15 protein-coding genes and 1 pseudogene are annotated in these 16,106 nt (G+C 65.9%); 8 read left to right on the plus strand and 8 right to left on the minus strand.

Going from position 1 to position 16,106, the window contains the following annotated elements; all coding sequences use genetic code 11:
* Positions 1-4: 4 nt before the first annotated feature.
* The 4 genes from ACWDTP_RS14470 to ACWDTP_RS14485 form a co-directional block, all read right to left on the minus strand.
* Positions 5-1,357 carry an arylsulfatase gene (locus ACWDTP_RS14470; protein ID WP_450020759.1) on the minus strand — a complete coding sequence of 451 codons (1,353 nt, stop codon included), beginning with the start codon at positions 1,355-1,357 and terminating at the stop codon, positions 5-7.
* 51 nt (positions 1,358-1,408) lie between these two features.
* A complete protein-coding gene (locus ACWDTP_RS14475; protein WP_450020810.1) occupies positions 1,409-2,113 on the minus strand; it encodes a GntR family transcriptional regulator in 705 nt (234 codons plus the stop codon).
* Between the two features lie 224 nt (positions 2,114-2,337).
* Positions 2,338-3,213, minus strand: coding sequence for a formylglycine-generating enzyme family protein (locus ACWDTP_RS14480; RefSeq protein WP_450020761.1), 876 nt, complete (start codon positions 3,211-3,213; stop codon positions 2,338-2,340).
* Between the two features lie 84 nt (positions 3,214-3,297).
* The gene (locus ACWDTP_RS14485) at positions 3,298-3,447 is read right to left on the minus strand and encodes a hypothetical protein (RefSeq protein ID WP_450020763.1); all 150 of its coding nucleotides are present in this window, start codon (positions 3,445-3,447) and stop codon (positions 3,298-3,300) included.
* A 35-nt stretch (positions 3,448-3,482) separates the two neighbouring features.
* On the opposite strand from ACWDTP_RS14485, the gene ACWDTP_RS14490 reads away from it, so the two are divergent.
* Together ACWDTP_RS14490 and ACWDTP_RS14495 are read left to right on the plus strand one after the other, a co-directional pair.
* Positions 3,483-4,100 carry a DUF4352 domain-containing protein gene (locus ACWDTP_RS14490; protein ID WP_450020765.1) on the plus strand — a complete coding sequence of 206 codons (618 nt, stop codon included), beginning with the start codon at positions 3,483-3,485 and terminating at the stop codon, positions 4,098-4,100.
* Between the two features lie 217 nt (positions 4,101-4,317).
* The gene (locus ACWDTP_RS14495; protein WP_450020767.1) at positions 4,318-5,919 is read left to right on the plus strand and encodes a serine/threonine-protein kinase; all 1,602 of its coding nucleotides are present in this window, start codon (positions 4,318-4,320) and stop codon (positions 5,917-5,919) included.
* A 96-nt stretch (positions 5,920-6,015) separates the two neighbouring features.
* Here the strand turns inward: ACWDTP_RS14495 and ACWDTP_RS14500 are convergent, their stop codons facing one another.
* From ACWDTP_RS14500 to ACWDTP_RS14515, 4 genes are all read right to left on the minus strand, one after another.
* Positions 6,016-7,050: a patatin-like phospholipase family protein gene (locus ACWDTP_RS14500; RefSeq protein ID WP_450020769.1), complete on the minus strand. Its 1,035-nt coding sequence runs from the start codon at positions 7,048-7,050 to the stop codon at positions 6,016-6,018.
* A 38-nt stretch (positions 7,051-7,088) separates the two neighbouring features.
* Positions 7,089-7,727 carry a TetR/AcrR family transcriptional regulator gene (locus tag ACWDTP_RS14505; protein ID WP_450020771.1) on the minus strand — a complete coding sequence of 213 codons (639 nt, stop codon included), beginning with the start codon at positions 7,725-7,727 and terminating at the stop codon, positions 7,089-7,091.
* A gap of 65 nt (positions 7,728-7,792) precedes the next feature.
* Complete coding sequence (locus ACWDTP_RS14510) at positions 7,793-8,983, minus strand: NAD(P)/FAD-dependent oxidoreductase (RefSeq protein ID WP_450020773.1); 1,191 nt, start codon at positions 8,981-8,983, stop codon at positions 7,793-7,795.
* Positions 8,984-8,988: 5 nt separating this feature from the next.
* The gene (locus ACWDTP_RS14515) at positions 8,989-9,177 is read right to left on the minus strand and encodes a ferredoxin (protein ID WP_450020775.1); all 189 of its coding nucleotides are present in this window, start codon (positions 9,175-9,177) and stop codon (positions 8,989-8,991) included.
* Between the two features lie 695 nt (positions 9,178-9,872).
* On the opposite strand from ACWDTP_RS14515, the pseudogene ACWDTP_RS14520 reads away from it, so the two are divergent.
* The 6 genes and pseudogenes from ACWDTP_RS14520 to ACWDTP_RS14545 all read left to right on the plus strand — a co-directional run.
* Positions 9,873-10,499, plus strand: a pseudogene (locus ACWDTP_RS14520) (cytochrome P450); the annotation flags it as partial.
* Positions 10,442-11,488, plus strand: a complete 1,047-nt coding sequence (locus tag ACWDTP_RS14525; protein WP_450020777.1) for a 3-hydroxyacyl-CoA dehydrogenase family protein — start codon at positions 10,442-10,444, stop codon at positions 11,486-11,488. The pseudogene ACWDTP_RS14520 and the gene ACWDTP_RS14525, both read left to right, overlap by 58 nt.
* Before the next feature lie 45 nt (positions 11,489-11,533).
* On the plus strand, positions 11,534-13,165 hold the full coding sequence (locus ACWDTP_RS14530) for an AMP-binding protein (RefSeq protein ID WP_450020779.1): 1,632 nt from the start codon (positions 11,534-11,536) through the stop codon (positions 13,163-13,165).
* Positions 13,162-14,523 carry an MFS transporter gene (locus tag ACWDTP_RS14535; protein WP_450020781.1) on the plus strand — a complete coding sequence of 454 codons (1,362 nt, stop codon included), beginning with the start codon at positions 13,162-13,164 and terminating at the stop codon, positions 14,521-14,523. The genes ACWDTP_RS14530 and ACWDTP_RS14535 overlap by 4 nt, the downstream gene beginning before the upstream one ends.
* A complete protein-coding gene (locus ACWDTP_RS14540) occupies positions 14,520-15,689 on the plus strand; it encodes an acyl-CoA dehydrogenase family protein (protein ID WP_450020783.1) in 1,170 nt (389 codons plus the stop codon). The genes ACWDTP_RS14535 and ACWDTP_RS14540 overlap by 4 nt, the downstream gene beginning before the upstream one ends.
* Positions 15,686-16,084 carry a limonene-1,2-epoxide hydrolase family protein gene (locus ACWDTP_RS14545; protein ID WP_450020785.1) on the plus strand — a complete coding sequence of 133 codons (399 nt, stop codon included), beginning with the start codon at positions 15,686-15,688 and terminating at the stop codon, positions 16,082-16,084. Before ACWDTP_RS14540 ends, ACWDTP_RS14545 begins: the two co-directional genes overlap by 4 nt.
* Positions 16,085-16,106: the final 22 nt, after the last annotated feature.

The raw sequence follows: 16,106 nt of genomic DNA on the forward strand, positions 1-16,106 counted from the left end.
ACTCCTACTGGTTTCGGGCTGGGACGAAGTCGATCGGCGCACCGGCCGGGATCAACGCCTCGGTCTCGACGCTGGCGTCGAACTCCTGGATGAAGCGGTACGCGTGCTGCATCACCCACCACCGCACCCAGGTCTGGTTGACCGCCTCACGTTCCTTCGGGTCTTCCAGCAGATTGGTGATGCGCGCGAAGCCCAGCGGAATCTCCGGGTCGTGGAAATGCTGCTGGCGCTTAAAGTTGATCTTGAACTGCGACCACTTCACGGCGTGCAGTTCCTCATTGAGCCACACCATGCAACCGTCACGCTTGGATTCCTCTGCGCCGGCGAAGAATTCCCGTTGATCGATGCCGTCGATGATCCGGTCGTCGGGGATGTCGCAACCGACCCACCGCAACAGCGTCGGGAACATGTCGGTGACGTGCACCATCTCGTTGCTCTCGCGCGGTACGACCTTGCCGGGCCAGCGGATCAGGCACGGCGTGCGGATGCCACCCTCTGCCGAGCTGAAGTAGGACCCGTCGAAGAATCCCGCGGTGCCGCGTCCGGCAAGATGGTCCTCAGCGCCGTTGTCGCCGGCCATGATGACGATGGTGTTGTCGTCGATTCCCAGCTCGGTCAGGTAGTCCAGGATGCTGCCGAAATCGTGATCCAGCATCAGCAGCGAATCACCCCAGTTTCCATTGGTGCTCTTGCCCTTGAACTCCTCACGGACCTCCATCGGGAAGTGCATCAGGGAGTGGTTGTGGTACAGGTAGAAGGGCTTTCCATCGTCGACGCTGCGCTTCATGAACGCTTTGGCGCGGCGGTCGTATTCGCCATCGACCTCGCCCTTGAGCTTGACCGTGAGCTGCTGATCGGTGGCCTTGACGCCGTCGGCCTTGGTGCCGTCGTACATGTAGGAGTAGCCGTCGCGCTCGGCTTTGTACCAGGGGTCATCGGGCCACAGGCACTCGTCGTAGGTGCGGGCCGGACCGTACCATTCGTCGAATCCGTGATCGGTGGGCCACCGGCCGTCCTCGGCGCCGATGTGCCACTTTCCGAAACACGCTGTGGCGTAACCGGCCTCGGACAGGATGTCGCCCATGGTGCGTTCCCAGGCGACGATGCCGCCGCCGTTTCCACCCAGCGCGATGGTGTGATTGCCGGACCGGATCGGGTAACGGCCGGTCATCAGCGCCGAGCGGGTCGGCGTGCACTGCGGTTCGACCACGAAGTGCGACAGCTTGAGCGACTGGGCCGCGAAGGCGTCCATCCGGGCCGTGTCGGCGCCGCGCAGGATGCCGCCGCCGTAGCAGCCGAGCTCACCCATTCCCAGGTTGTCGACGTGGAAATAGACGATGTTGGGTTTTTCGGGCATGGCGAAACTACCTCTCTGTATACAGGGGTGAAAAAGGGGTAAGCGAGCCGGCTACGGTGACGGCTGGTCGGGTTCGCGCGCGGCGGTGGTCATCAATGAGCACCGGTCGCCGCGGTATCGGACGGTCTCGAAGTCGAATGGCGTGCCGTCTTCGAGATAGCTCAACCGGTGCAGCAGCAATAGTGGTGCACCGGTGCGGATTTCGAGCAGTTCGGCGGTATTGGCGTCCACCGCCACCGATTCCACGGTCATCTCGGCCCAACCCAGTCGCATCCCGAGTTCCCGCTCGATCAGGGCGAACACGTCCTGACGGTCGAGATTGGCGTCGACCGGGATCGCCCCGATCCGCAGCGACGTGGTGTCCAGCGACAACGGCACCCCGCCAACCGACCGCAGCCGTTCGATGAACAGGATCGGGGCGTTCTCGGGCAGCCGGAGCTTCGCGGCGACGAACGGCGAGGCGACCGACTCCCGCACCGACAACACCGAGTTCTCGACCGGCAGTTGGTGACCCGCCAGCGATTCGGCAAGACCTTCGAGGCGGTCGATGCGCTGGCTGAGCTTGGCGCCCGTGACGAATGTCCCCGCGCCCTGCACCCGGGTGATCAGCCCTTCCCCACGCAGCAGCTCCAGCGCTTCGCGGATGGCGTTGCGGCTCACCCCGAACTCGGCCGCGAGCTCGTTCTCCGGAGGCAGCATCGGGCGGGCCGCCGCCAGCCCGCCGTAGACCCCGTCGAGGATCTGACCGCGCAGCACATCGCGGGCCCACCGGGCGGCGTCGGCCCGAGTGCCGGCGTAGTCCCTGGTCGCAGGACGGGGAAAGTCCTTCGGTGGGATGTGCGGGCGGCGGGTCATGACCTCACTGTGCCACCGCTGCGGCCGGGTGGCGATACGGCGATTGTTACGCCACCTGTTACTTGGTAAAGCCCTAGGCCAGCGGCTACGGCACGGCGTTTACCCAGCCCTTCCGCCACCCGTCGTCAGTCCGCGACGCAGCGGAAACCGATGTGCGTGGTGGCGCTGTCCTGCGACTGCGACGAACGCGCCGCGGGCCGGTAGCGGTGGCAGTACTCGGGCGCGCACAGGTGCGAGCCGCCCTTGAGGGTCTGCATCACCGACGGGTCACCGGCCGGCGCGGGGCAGCATCCGGACTGCTCGGGACCCGTCTGGTGCCGGGGTGCGTAGCGCGTCGTCGTCCACTCCCACACATTGCCGATCATGTCGGCCAGCCCGAAACCGTTGGGCGGGAACGTGCCGACCGGTGACGTCCCGACCCAGCCCAGCGCCCCGTCGTTGCGGTACGGGAACTTGCCCTGCCAGGTGTTGGCCATCAGTTCGCCGCCCGGGCGCACGTCGTCACCCCACGCGTACACCGACGTGGCGCCGGCCCGCGCGGCGTACTCCCACTGTTCCTCGGTGGGTAGTCGGCGCCCCGCCCACTTCGCGTAGGCGGCCGCGTCCGGATAGGCGGTCTGGACCACCGGATGATCGGGCCGGTCGTCGACCGACGATCCGGGCCCGTACGGATGTTTCCAGCACGCCCCGGGGATCCATGTCCACCACTGCCGCCAGTCCCCCAGGTTCACCGGGCCGTCGGTGGGCTGGAAGACCAGGCCACCAGGTACCAGCTCGTCGGCCGGGACACCCGGAAACAGCTCGGGGTCGAGGGACCGCTCGGCGACCGTGACGTATGCGGTGTCGGCGACGAATTCGGCGAACTGGGCGTTGGTGACCGGATGCTGCTCGATGGAGAACGGCGCGACCGTCACCTCATGCACCGGCGACTCCTCGGGATAGAAATCCGGTGAGCCCATCGGGTAGGCCCCGCCGGGAAGCGCGATCAGTTCGGTCAACATGCCGACAGAGTAGGCAGTCGCCTGGCCCTACGCACTCCACCGCCTACTCGCCGACGATGACGTCGCGCAACGCCGAGGCGAGCCTCACCAGGCCTGTGCCATATCGCTGTCATCCCGCGGCACCACGGCCAGTTCAAGGTCCAGACCGCACAGCCGCACCAGGCGCACGACATCGTCGGGGCTCGTCCCGGACTTGTCGGTGCCCGGGGATACGTTCCCCTGTTCGCCAGGCATCAGTGCCCGGCACCGTCACATAAGGAACGATCGCCATGAGCAGTCCCTATCAACCGCAGCCCAATCAGTACGGTCAGTACCCGCCACCGCCGCCCGCCAAGAAGCGCAAGTGGCCGTTGATCATCGGCGGTGCCATCGCCCTTCTGATCGCGGTGTCCGCCTTCTCCGGTGGCGACAAGAAAGAGCAGGCCAGCCCATCGCACATCGCTGCAGCCGCACCAGCCCCCACCGATCAGCCGCAGGAACCCGCATCGGCGACGCTGAACAGTCCGGTGCGCGACGGCAAGTTCGAGTTCGTGGTCAAGTCGGTCCAGCCCGGCCTGGCCGAGGTGGGTGACAACCCGTTCCTGAACCAGAAGGCTCAGGGGCAATTCGTCATCGTGACGCTGAGCGTGCGGAACATCGGTGACGAGGCGCAGGGTTTCAGCCCGTCAAACCAGAAGGTGTTCGACACCGAGGGGCGCAGCTTCGAAAGCGATGCATCCGCGCAGATCGCGCTGGGCAGCTCCGACATTCCGGTGTGGGACAACATTAATCCCGGCAACACGGTCGACGTCAAGCTGGTCTACGACATGCCGCAGGGGGCGGTGCCCGCCGGCATTGAACTGCACGACTCAATGTTCTCCGGCGGGGCCACCGTGGCGCTGAGTTAGCGGAACATCAGCCGCCCCGTGGTCGGCTCCGACGTCCAGTCTTTCGGCAACGATTCGGCTCATTTGGCGGCCGTCCGTGCTCTAAGCTGGCAAATCTGAGGGGTTACTGTTCCCTGCGCCATCACCTGCCCATCAGTGGTGTGCGCAGATCGAACGGTGCAGGGACAGCAACCACAATCAACGAAACCAAACGGGATCCCGAGACGAGGAGACCAAGGTGCTTGCAAGCGACTCACGCATCGGCACCAGCTTTGGCAAGTACAAGCTCACGGCGCTGCTCGGTAGCGGCGGAATGGGCGAGGTCTATGCCGCCGATGACGGAGATAAAGGTAGAACCGTCGCGTTGAAGATTCTGCGCGACCAGTACGCACAGGACGAGCGGTTCAGGACCCGGTTTCTCCGTGAGTCCCGGGCGGCAGCGATTCTGCAGGAACCTCATGTCGTGCCGATTCACGACTGGGGCGAGATCGACGGGAGCCTCTACATCGACATGCGCCTGGTTCCCGGGCAGACGCTGCACGACCTTCTCAGGACCGGCCCGCTCGAACCGCACCGCGCCGTATTGATCGTCGAGCAGATCGCAGCCGCACTTGACGCCGCCCATGCGGGCGGTTTGATCCACCGCGACGTCAAGCCGCAGAACATCATCGTCACCTCAGCGGACTTCGCCTACCTGTTGGATTTCGGCATCGCCCAGGCTCAAGGCGACACGAGCCTGACACAGGCGGGTATGCAGGTCGGCTCGCTCGGTTATATGGCGCCCGAGCGGTTCGGGGACGAACCGTGCTCACCGGCCTCCGACATCTACTCGCTGGCCTGTGTGCTGTACGAGGCGCTGACCGGAGACACCCCCTTCCCAACCCACAGCTACGAACAGGTCATCGCCGCGCACCTCTCCGCTCCACCGCCTCGTCCCAGCAAGGGCGACACACCCGTCCCCGTGGCCATGGATGAGGTCATCGCACGAGGCATGGCGAAAGAACCTGACGACCGTTACGGAAGTGCCGGCGCGTTCGGTCGAGCTGCCCAACGTGCGCTGACAACGAGTGAAGAGGCCCGCGCGGCCGCTGCGAATACGATGGCAGCGCCGTATGTTTCACCGGCCTACCGCAACGCGGCACCTCAGGACTACTTCGCCGGCTCCACCGCACCAATGGATTCCCAGGGCACGGACACCCGCGGCCGACAATCGGCGGTCCCGCTGACCGTGGTCGGGATCGTGGCGGCTCTGTTGCTCGGGGCGGTGGGTGTGATGATCGGGCTCCTCGTCTCGAAAAACTCTGTTCCGACCAGTGACTCCACACCAGTGGGGGCAACGACGGTTGCAGCGCCGTCGCCACCGAGCGTGACCGTCGCAGGGCCCACGGTCTACAAGACGGTGCCGGCACCCCCTGCGCAGCCGTCGACGCCGAACTACACGACCACGGCCCGAGATCCCGAACCCACGAGCGTTCAGCAGCTGCGCCAGATCGTCAACGCGGACCGCCCCGTCCTGATCTCCGAAGCGGAGGGCCGCTGGGTGCCGCAGTTGAGCTCCAAACGGCCAGGCGTCGTCGATGAGGGTGTCGCGTGGGACGACACCCGCACCTTGCAAGAGCATCTGCGACTGCGCCAGCAGTATGGAGCCAAGTTGTTGTGGTCCGGCGACTGGTCGACATTCGACGCGCCGAATTTCTGGGTCACCATCGCACCCATCGCGTACGACAATGCCGGCGGCGCGTTGGCGTGGTGCGCCGCCGAGGGGTTCGATCGAGACCATTGCTACGCCAAGCTCATCAGCACGACTCACGCCGTGCCCGGAACCACTGCATTCAACTGAGCGACGCAACCAGCCGAGCCGAAACCCCACCGGGGGGAACGTTGAGATTGCGCTCAGGGCTGTGCTTGGCGTCGGATCACGACCGTGGGCGCAATCTCAACGCTCCACCTGATGAGCCTTCCGAAACCGTTCCAGATACGCTGGCCAATCCCAGCCGGACAGGAATTCGGTGGTCGCCGAATACCCCTTGCCGTACAGCGCTTCGGCCTGCTCGCGGGTGATGTCGAAGTCGAGCACCCCGATATCGGTCGAATCCACCTGAATCGCACGCGCTTTCACCCACGGCAGGCTGAGGTGGGCCTGGTCGTGACCGACCAACATGGTGGAGATCAGGCTCTCCAGCAGCGACGGCCCACCCCAGTGCAGGGCCCCGAGCCCGGGGATGAGCTGTTCGGCCGACGGCGCGGGCAGATAGGGCACCACCGTCACCCCGAAGGTCGGCCACCGCGGCTCCTTACCGTCGGGCCGGTCGAACGAGTCGATCGGGAAATTCGACAACACCCCGCCATCGACGAGGGTGCAGTCCTGACCGGCGGCGTCTTTGAGCGTGACCGGTTGGAACAGAAACGGGATCGCCATCGATGCCCGCACCGCATCGGCCACCGACTGCTCATCGGGGTCCAGCCCATAGACCCGTCGGTAATCCCACGGCAGCCGCACCAGCTGCCCGGTGGTCAGATCGGTGACCGTGACCGCCAGCCGGTAGCGGCGCTCGGCCAGCAGATGGTCGTCGTCGATGGCCAGATCGCCAAAGGTGCTGACACCCAGGTTCTTCAGCTCCGCTCGGATCCACTGGTGGGCGAAATCGCCACGATAGATGCCGGTCTCGCGCAACAATCCCCATGCGGGGCCCAGCACGGGAATGCGCTCGATCGGCCCGCCGTCCCGGAACTTCCGGTACGGCACGCTCAACGCGAGCTCCTGCAGCTGCCCGCTCGTCACGTCCCCGCGATGCGCCGCAGCGGCCACCACCGCGCCGACCAGTGAGCCGGCCGAGGTGCCCGACACCCGCCCGAGCGCACAACCCGCATCGGTCAGTGCACCGACCGCCCCGACCAGCCCGATGCCCTTGACCCCGCCACCGGACAGGACGAGGTCCGCGCGGCGGGGCGAGGTTCGTTTCGCAGCCATCAGCCCAGCGTGGCACGCGATGCTGGGAAGTGGAAAAGTCAGCTGCCCTTGGTGAGCCAGCCGTCGGCGAGAAACCGCCAGAACTTCTCACCGATCTCGTGCGCGGTGTAACTGCCGTCCTGCTGGAACCAGAAGCAGGCGAATCCGGTCATTCCGTCGATCGCCAGCGTGAGCAGGTGCGGGTCCAGGTCCGGCCGAAACTCTCCGAGGTCCTGGGCTTTCTTGATCAGCAGACGCATACCGGCCCGGTACTCCTCGGCCATTCTCCGGCTCGGCTCGAAGGCGGGACCCGAGATCAGCGGCCGTTCCTGCCAGATGACCGAGGTCAGGTCCTGGTGTTCGCGGATCACTTCCATCCGCTCTTCGATGAACACCCGCATGCACTCTGCCGGTGATTCGCTGGACCAGCGGGCCCGTTCGAACGAGCGCAGCAGCACGACATGGCCGTAGTACACGATCTCTTCGAGCAGTTTTTCCTTGCTGGGCGCGTGGTGGTACACGCCCGCTTTGGACAGCCCGACCGCTTCACCGATGTCCTGCATGGTGACCGCCGCGACGCCCCGCTCACGGAAGAGCCGCGCCGCGGCCAGCAGGATCCTTCGATGCGCCGGGCGTAGATCGGTCAGATCGTCCGCCGCCGGCCGTCGCGATTCATCGCGTCCGATGATCATCGACATCGGTCACCTCCGATCACTCTCAGTGTCTTCGCGGCTGGTTGATAACACTGCCATGGGCGTGGAAATCACGCCGCACCCGCCACGTCCGCGTCCGCAAGGGCCGCGCGCAGGCCGGCCAGGCTGGCGTTGGCGTTGAGGGTCGCGGCGCCGACCAGCCGGCCAGCGCCATCGGTGTATCGGGCCACGAACCGTGGTTTGTCTCCACCGTCATCGACGATCGTCGCCACCTGCTCCGCCCCCGAAGGGCGACCCAGAATCGCCAGCGTGGCGCCGTGCTGGCGCGACGTGACGCTGAGCAGCGGCCGGAACGGTGCACTGAGTTGCCGCCCCATCACCAGTGCGCTACCCGCCGCGCCACCCTGGTCGCCGGCCACCGCCCAATGCTCCACCCGTGTCGCGAGCCCATCGGCCAATCCGGGTACGGGCCACCGGGCCACATCGCCCGCAGCGACCACCCGGTCATCGCACCCCACCGCGAAACAGTGTGCGTCGCAACGCAGCCCATCGGTGATGTCGAGCCCGGTCGAATGCAGCCACTCACTGTTGGGCACGCTTCCGATCGCGATCAGCACCGCGTCGGCGGGAACCGCGCTGCCGTCGTCAAGTTCGACGCCATCGACGCGGTTGACCCCACGCACCGCAACCACATTGCGCCCCATCCGCAGGTCGACGCCGTTGTGGCGGTGCAGCGCAGCGAGTTCCGCCGCGGCCTCGGCACCGAGAAGCGCCGCGAGCGGTGCGGATGCGGGGTCGACAAGGACCACCTCACAGCCGAGTTTGCGCGCCGCCGAGGCCACCTCACCTCCGATGAACCCGGCTCCGATGACCACCAGGCGAGCTCCGGGGCGAAGCGCCGAACGCAACCACTCGGCATCGAGCGAGCTACGTAGATAGCCGACACCGTCCAACTCCGCGCCCGGCAGCGACAGGACACGGGGCCGCGCCCCGCTGGCGACGACGAGCCCGTCGAACACCAACTCACGCCCGTCCGACAGCGAGACCGCCCCCGCATCGAGGTCGCAATCCGTCGCCTCAACGCCCAGCATCCATTCGGCATCGAGCGCACCCAGCGGCAGCCGTGCCTGCGCCACACTGCGCTTCCCGAGAAGGAGCTGCTTCGAGACCTGAGGCCGGCTGTACGGCAATTGCGGCTCGCGGCCCACGACGACCAGATGTCCCGCCCAGCCGGCGGCCCGGATGGCCTCGGCCGCTCGTAGTCCGGCGACCGACGCCCCGACGATGACGATTCGGCGCACGCGGCTCAACTCTCCGTGACGTGGATGGCCAGTTGCGGGCACACCTTGACCGCGGTGCGCACCTGCGGCTCCTGGTCGAGTGGGACGTCATGCGGATACTCGACCGCCTCGTCGGTGAGCGCGAACACCTGCGGGGCCACCGCGGCGCACTGACCGTGAAACTCGCACAGGTCGTCGTCGATTTCGATCCGCATGGTCCTCCCTTTGCGTCAAAAACCGGCCAGCTGGCCGGTTAACTATGTACCGACCTCTCCGAAGCTATCAGGATTTTTACTGCGTAAATAGCTCCAAACCTTGACAGGATCCTGTGTTCCAGATCATATTAGTGACCGGCTAGCCGGTCGGAAATGAAAGGAACTCGATGCCGCAACGCGACTGCCCGTTCGACCCCGAGAACACGCCCGTCGACCTGCTGTCCCGCCAGGCGTTGCAGGACCCGTTCCCGTCGTATCGACGGCTTCGCCGCGAACAGCCGGTCAGCTACGCCGAGGACCTCGGGTTGTGGTTGGTCAGTCGCTACGACACCTGTGAGCAGGTGTTGATGAACCCGACCGACTTCAGCTCCAGGGATTCGGTCTCCCGAACCAACCCCTACCGCGGCTGCCCGGCCGCATTGGCCGTGCTGCGCACCTCGAAGATCTATCCGCGCACCCGCACCCTGGTGGTGACCGATCCGCCCGATCATCGCCGGCATCGCAAGGCGTTGGTCGCCAGCCTGGCCTTACGGTCGACGCTGCCGGCACTGCGGCCACAGATCCAGGACATCGTGGACGAGCTCATCGACGCCTTCATCGCCAGCGGTGAGGTCGAATTCGTCGAGCAGTTCGCCTATCCGCTGCCGATGCGGGTCATCGCACTGTTCCTCGATGTGCCACAGACCGAACTGCTCATGCTCAAGCGCTGGTCGGACAATTTCCTCGCCGCGCAGGCCGCCAACGTCGACGACCATGCACTGGTCGCCGCCGCGCACAGCGTGCTCGAATTCGAGTCCTACTTCCTGGACAAGATCCACGACCGCCGACGCACCAGTCAGCAGGACTTCCTCGGCCGCCTGGTCTCCTGGACCGGTGACCACGGTGTGGGACTGTCCGACGGCGAGCTGCTGAGCCTGCTGACCCAAACCTTGGTCGGAGGCAACGAAAGCACCAGGAATTTCCTCGGCAGCGCGGTGCACCTCATCGTGACCGAACCGGGCCTGCACACCACCCTCGCCGAGGATCCGCAACGAATTCCGGCGTTCATCGAGGAAGCCATTCGCCTGGAAAGCCCGCTTCAGGGCCTCTATCGGACCGCCACCCGCGATGTCGACCTGGAAGGCCAGCTGATTCCGCAGGGGGCGCGGCTCATGGTGATGTTCGGCTCGGCCAATCGTGACGAGTCGCGCTATGACGACACCTTCGATCTCGACCGCAATTTGATCGAGCACCCTCACCTGGCCTTCGGCCGCGGAATCCACTCGTGCGTCGGACAGTCCTTGGCGCGCCTGGAAACTCAACTGGCTCTCGAGACGCTGCTGCGCCGGTTGCGCGGTCTGCGACTGTCCGCCGATTTCCGCGACGACCATGTCCCGCTGTACGGGGTGCGCGGCCTGCAGCGCCTGGAGTTGGCCTTTCTCGCCGATCGGGCCGCCGATCGAGCCGCCGACGTCAGTGCGGCTCGATGACCGCCTCGTCAGCGACGGCGACGCCGAGGGTCGGCCACGTCACCGTCGTCGGCGCCGGCCAGATCGGCACCGGCCTGGCGCAGGCTTGCGTGCGCGGTGGACTCGAGGTCGCCCTGGTCGATCCGAATGGCGAGGCGCGGACGGCCGCGCAGGATCGCATCGGCGACTGGCTGAAAAGCAAAGGCATCGAGCGCGACGTGGCCTGCCACGAGGTCCTGGACTCGGTGGGCCGCACCGACCTGATCGTCGAGGCCACACCGGAGGATCGCAAAATCAAGCTCGACGTGCTGTCCGGCCTCGCCGGTCGGCACCTGGATGAGCACACCATCCTCGCCACCACGACATCGGCCATCCCGATCTCCGAGTTGGCGGAGGCGACGTGCGCCCCGCACCGGTTCGCGGGTCTGCACGTCTTCCATCCCGTACCGGCCATGCCGGTGGTGGAACTGGTTCCGGCCGTGCGCACCGAAGGCTGGGTGTTGGATGCCCTCACCGGTTTGATCGAGGGCCCGCTGAACAAGACCGCGGTACGAGCACCCGACCGCCCCGGATTCCTGGTCAACGCCCTGATCATCCCCTATGTGGTGGCCGCGGTGAGATTGCACGAAGAGACCGGGGCCGCGCCGTCGGACATCGACACGCTGATTCGCGGCGCCGTCGGAAACCCCTTGGGGCCATTGCAGCTTGCCGATTTCATGGGTATCGATACACTGCGCAGCATCGCCGAGGTCCTGCATCAGGCCGATCCGCAGCGCAACCCCGCCCCACCCGCCGTCCTCGGCGAAATGGCGGCTTCCGGCCGACTGGGGCGCAAGAGCGGGCAAGGCTTCTACATGCACTGATCTCAGCCGGCCGAGAGCACCAGCCCCCAACCGACAGGACAGCCCATGCCCGCCCCAACCCTCCCCGAAACCCTGCAACTGCAGGCCGCCACCCACGGAGACCGCCAATACCTGTCCATGTCCGACGGCGCGCCGGAGACCTTCGCCGAGGTGTATCACCGGTCGCGTTGTGCGGCAGCGGCACTGGCCGGGGCCGGGGTGGCCGCAGACGATCGCGTGGTCATCATGGCCGCCAACTCGTTGGAGGCGGTCCACGCGTGGTTCGGCACCAATCTGCTCGGCGCCACCGAAGTATGGATCAATCCGGCGCTGCGCGGGCAGCCGCTACGCCACGCCATCGAGGTGAGCCGCGCGCGGGTTCTGGTCACCGACCAGTGGAACACCGTGATCTCCGACGGCATCGCCGGGACCGACGTCGACACCGTCCTGCTGATCGGTCAGGAACCGCCCACCACCCACGGCACCGTGCGGATGGACCTATTCGACGACCGCAGCGGTGCCGACACGGTGACCCTGCCGGACAGCTACGACTACCGGTCCACCGGATCCATCGTCTTCACCTCTGGTACAACCGGTCCGGCCAAGGGGGTGCTGATGCCGCACCGCCAGCTCCGGTTGATCGCCGACACCTCGGCTGACGGAGTCCGGATGACGGGGTCCGACATCTTCTACTGCATTCACCCGCTGTATCACACCGCCGGAAAGTTCATGGTGGTCTTCGCGGCGATGACCGTCGGGGCACATGTGGTGCTGGAGAAGCAGTTCGAACCCACCCAATGGCTGACCAACGTGCGCAGGCACAACGCGACCATCGGATTCGGACACGGGCCGATGCTGGAGATGATCCACAACACCCCCGAGCTGCCCGACGACGGCGACAACCCGGTCACCAGGATCATGGCGGCGCCGATGCCGAAGAAGATCGCGCTGGACTTCGAACGACGGTTCGACCTCAAGGCCGTCGAATTATGGGGCATGACCGAGGTGTGTCTGCCGACCTGGCGCCCCTTCGACCAACCACTTCGCCCCGGCTCATGCGGCACCGTGCTCACCGAGCATTTCGACCTGCGCATCGCCGATCCCGACACCGATGAGCCGGTTTCGCCGGGCGACGTCGGTGAGCTGCAGGTCCGGCCGTTGGCGCCGTTCACCATGATGCAGGGCTACGAAGGGCAACCCGGCAAGACGTTGGAGGCGTGGCGCAACTTCTTTTTCCACACCGGGGACCTCGGCTGGATGGATGACGACGGCTACGTCTACTTCACCGACCGGGTCGGCGACCGGATCCGTCGGCGGGCCGAGAACATCTCGACCTACGACGTCGAGATCGCGGTGGCCGAGATCCCCGGCGTCAGTGAATGCGCGGTAGTCGGTGTTCCGTCGGCCTACGACGGTGACGACGACATCAAGGTCAGCATCGTGACCGCGCCGGACGCAGTCATCGACCCCGCCGCCGTCGTCCACCACTGCGCCAAAGCGCTTCCCCACCACATGGTTCCACGTTACGTCGAACTTCTCGACGAGCTCCCCCGCACGATCACGAAGAAAGTGATCAAGGCCAGGCTCCGAGAATCCGGCACGGCCGGTGCCTGGGACCGGCGCGCCACCGACATCGACCTTCGCTCGCTGTACAGCTCGACGCCCGCCGTCGACTCCAAGGAAGGGACCAGGACATGACCGAACGCTCGGTACTGGACGCCGATCAGCCGAACGGCGGCAGGTCGGCGGTACCGGTGGACAAGGCGACGTCACGCAAGACCACCCGAGCGGCATTCTTCGGTTTCTTCGTCGACTACTACGACATCTACCTGCCCGTCGTGGCGCTGGCCCCGGCGATCATGTACTTTCAGCCGGCCGATCTGCCGCCGGCGACGAAGACCACCTTGTTCTATTTGACGCTCATCGCGACTCTGATCGGGCGTCCGTTGGGCTCGATCATCTTCGGCAGCCTCGCCGATTCGATCGGCAGGCGTAAGAGCACGCTCATCGCGGTGGCCGGGTTCACCACCTGTACATTCGCGATGGCCGTGCTGCCCGGTCATGCCACGATGGGCTATTGGGCGATAGCCCTGCTGACCCTGCTGCGGTTCATCGGCGGCGTCTTCATGGGTGGGGAGTACGCGGGCGCCAATCCGCTTGCGCTGGAACAGGCCCAGCCCGAACGGCGCGGGATGGTCGGCGCCGTCATCGGCTCTGCCTATCCGTGGGGTTTCATCGCCATCTCGATAGCAACGCTGGTGATGCTGACCAGCGTGGGCGACGGGGCCTATCTGCAGTGGGGATGGCGAGTGCCGTTCGCCATCGGCGGGGTGCTCGGCATCATCCTCTACGTCCAGTTCGCCAGGGTCCCCGAGTCGGAGGCGTGGCTGGAGGCCAAACGGCAGAACGCCACATCGACCAGGGGTGGGAGCCTGCGCACCCTGTTCCGCGGTGTCAACGGACGCAAACTCACCCAGGTGATCGTGGTGACGATGGGAATGTGGTGGGGTTCAGCGGCTTTGGTGTCGGCAACACCACCGCTGTTGCAGACCTTCTTCGAGTTGCCCAGCCAGCAGGTCATTTACGGTCTACTCATCGCCAACATCGCGCTGGCCACCGGATACCTGGTTTACGGCGCCGTCGGGCAGCGGATCGGGCGCCGACGGGCGTTGATGGTCGCCGGCGCGCTGGACCTCGTGATCGCCTTGCCCGCTTTCTATCTCATGATCCGCGCCGTGCAGAGTGACCAACCGTTATGGCTCGTCATGACCTACTACACCATCGCCCTGGTCGTCGCGATGTCACCCTTCGGAATCGCCACCACCTACATCATCGAGCGGTTCGCGGTGGGGGTGCGAGCGGCCGGGTACGGCACCGGCTACGCGCTGGCCGGGGTCATCCCGTCGCTGTACGCCTTCCACATGCTCTACCTCGACAACGTCATGCCCTACGAGTTCACCCCCGTGGTCTTTCTGTTGCTCGCCGGCCTGCTCACCCTGATCGGAGCGGCCTGGGGACCGGAGACCCGTGACGTCGACCTGACCCGCGCAGAATGACCCCCGACACAGGAGAAGCCGTGCTGACCGAGCATGCTCAACGGTGGCGACACCTCGACGACCCCGCACTGGGAGAAGAACTTCGGCGATTCGTCTGTGCCGAGGTCGAACCACGGGCCGAGGAACTCGACCGCACCGACCGGTATCCCGACGAGATCATCGCCCTGACCGCCGAACGTGGCTGGAATTCCCTCACCCTGCCCGAGGACGTCGGCGGCGGGCAGGGCTCGATGAGCCGGCTGCTCGCCGTGTTCGAGGAACTCTCGGTCGGCAGCGCCATCGTCGGTATCTCACTGATCACGATCTTCCAGAGCCAGAAACTCCTCGACACCTTCGGGTCGCCGTCGTTACGCAGCAGGCTGCTTCCCCGCTATGCCGACGGAATGCGGGCCGCATATGCGCTCACCGAACGCGCCCACGGTAGCGATATCCGCTCACTCGACACCAAAGCCGTACGCCAACCGGACGGGAATTGGCGCGTCAACGGCCAGAAGGCATTCATCACATCGGGATCCGCCGCCGATCTCTTCGTGATCCTGGCCGAGACCGACGTCGGGGTATCGGTATTCGCCGTGCCTCGGGAAACCGACGGACTGCACACCGAGGAGACCCACGAGGCGCAGACATTCGGACTGCGCAACGGCCCGCATGTGGACCTGCACCTCGACTGCGAGCTGCCGGCGGACGCGCTCATCGGTGAAGAGGGACGGGGCCTCAAACAGGCCATGGTGACGCTGGCCAATTCGCGGGTGCTCGCCGCGGGCATCTCGCTGGGCATCGCGCGCGCCGCCTTCGATGCCGCCCTTGAATATGCGGTCGGACGCACAGCGTTCTCGTCGAGGGTTATCGACTTCCAGGGCATCCAATGGTATTTCGCCGAAGCGGCGGCGCGTATCGACGCCGCCCGGCTGCTGTCCTATCAGGCGGCTCGAGACCTCGACGACGGACACGACATCGCGCGCAGCAGCTCCGAGGCCAAGCTGCTCGCCTCCCGGGTAGCCACCGATGTCGCCGAGATGGCGGTACAGGTCTGCGGCGCACACGGCACCCGCACCTCGTCACCGTTCGGCCGCTATCTGCGGGACGCGAAAACCTATGAAATCGCCGGTGGTTCGAGCGAAATCCTCAAGAACACCATCGCCAAGTCGCTGGTCGACCCACGATGACTCCTGGCGACACGGTACGATGGTTCTGCGAGGCCACAGCGACCCGAGATGTGGACATCATCGTCGGCCACTTCCACCCGGCGGCGGTGTATCAAAACATCGGCGCTCCCGCATCGGTGGGACATGAGGCCATCAAGGCCGCGCTCGCCGCCCAGTTCGATGCGTTTCCCGGGCCTTACCGGTACCTGCTGGTGAACTGCCTGGAGCGAGAGTCGACGGTGCTGACCGAACGCATCGATATCCTCACCGATTCCGCTGGTCGAGAGCATCGGTTGCCGGTGATGGGCACCTTCGAGGTCGAGAACGGGTCGATCATCGCGTGGCGCGACTACTGGGACAGCCGACTGCTCAAGCGCATGCTCGCCGGTGACGATTGTTCGGCGTTGCTTCCGTGAAGCGGAGTCAGCGCACCACAAT

The organism is Mycobacterium sp. NPDC003449 (genome assembly GCF_053588415.1).

Bases quoted from the DNA above. Each gene is read 5' to 3' on its own strand.
- ACWDTP_RS14490 (WP_450020765.1), top strand. From the start codon at position 3,483: ATGAGCAGTCCCTATCAACCGCAGCCCAATCAGTACGGTCAGTACCCG.
- ACWDTP_RS14535 (WP_450020781.1), top strand. From the start codon at position 13,162: ATGACCGAACGCTCGGTACTGGACGCCGATCAGCCGAACGGCGGCAGG.
- ACWDTP_RS14470 (WP_450020759.1), bottom strand. From the start codon at position 1,357: ATGCCCGAAAAACCCAACATCGTCTATTTCCACGTCGACAACCTGGGA.
- ACWDTP_RS14540 (WP_450020783.1), top strand. From the start codon at position 14,520: ATGACCCCCGACACAGGAGAAGCCGTGCTGACCGAGCATGCTCAACGG.
- ACWDTP_RS14515 (WP_450020775.1), bottom strand. From the start codon at position 9,177: ATGCGGATCGAAATCGACGACGACCTGTGCGAGTTTCACGGTCAGTGC.
- ACWDTP_RS14530 (WP_450020779.1), top strand. From the start codon at position 11,534: ATGCCCGCCCCAACCCTCCCCGAAACCCTGCAACTGCAGGCCGCCACC.
- ACWDTP_RS14480 (WP_450020761.1), bottom strand. From the start codon at position 3,213: ATGTTGACCGAACTGATCGCGCTTCCCGGCGGGGCCTACCCGATGGGC.
- ACWDTP_RS14545 (WP_450020785.1), top strand. From the start codon at position 15,686: ATGACTCCTGGCGACACGGTACGATGGTTCTGCGAGGCCACAGCGACC.
- ACWDTP_RS14505 (WP_450020771.1), bottom strand. From the start codon at position 7,727: ATGTCGATGATCATCGGACGCGATGAATCGCGACGGCCGGCGGCGGAC.
- ACWDTP_RS14485 (WP_450020763.1), bottom strand. From the start codon at position 3,447: ATGCCTGGCGAACAGGGGAACGTATCCCCGGGCACCGACAAGTCCGGG.
- ACWDTP_RS14500 (WP_450020769.1), bottom strand. From the start codon at position 7,050: ATGGCTGCGAAACGAACCTCGCCCCGCCGCGCGGACCTCGTCCTGTCC.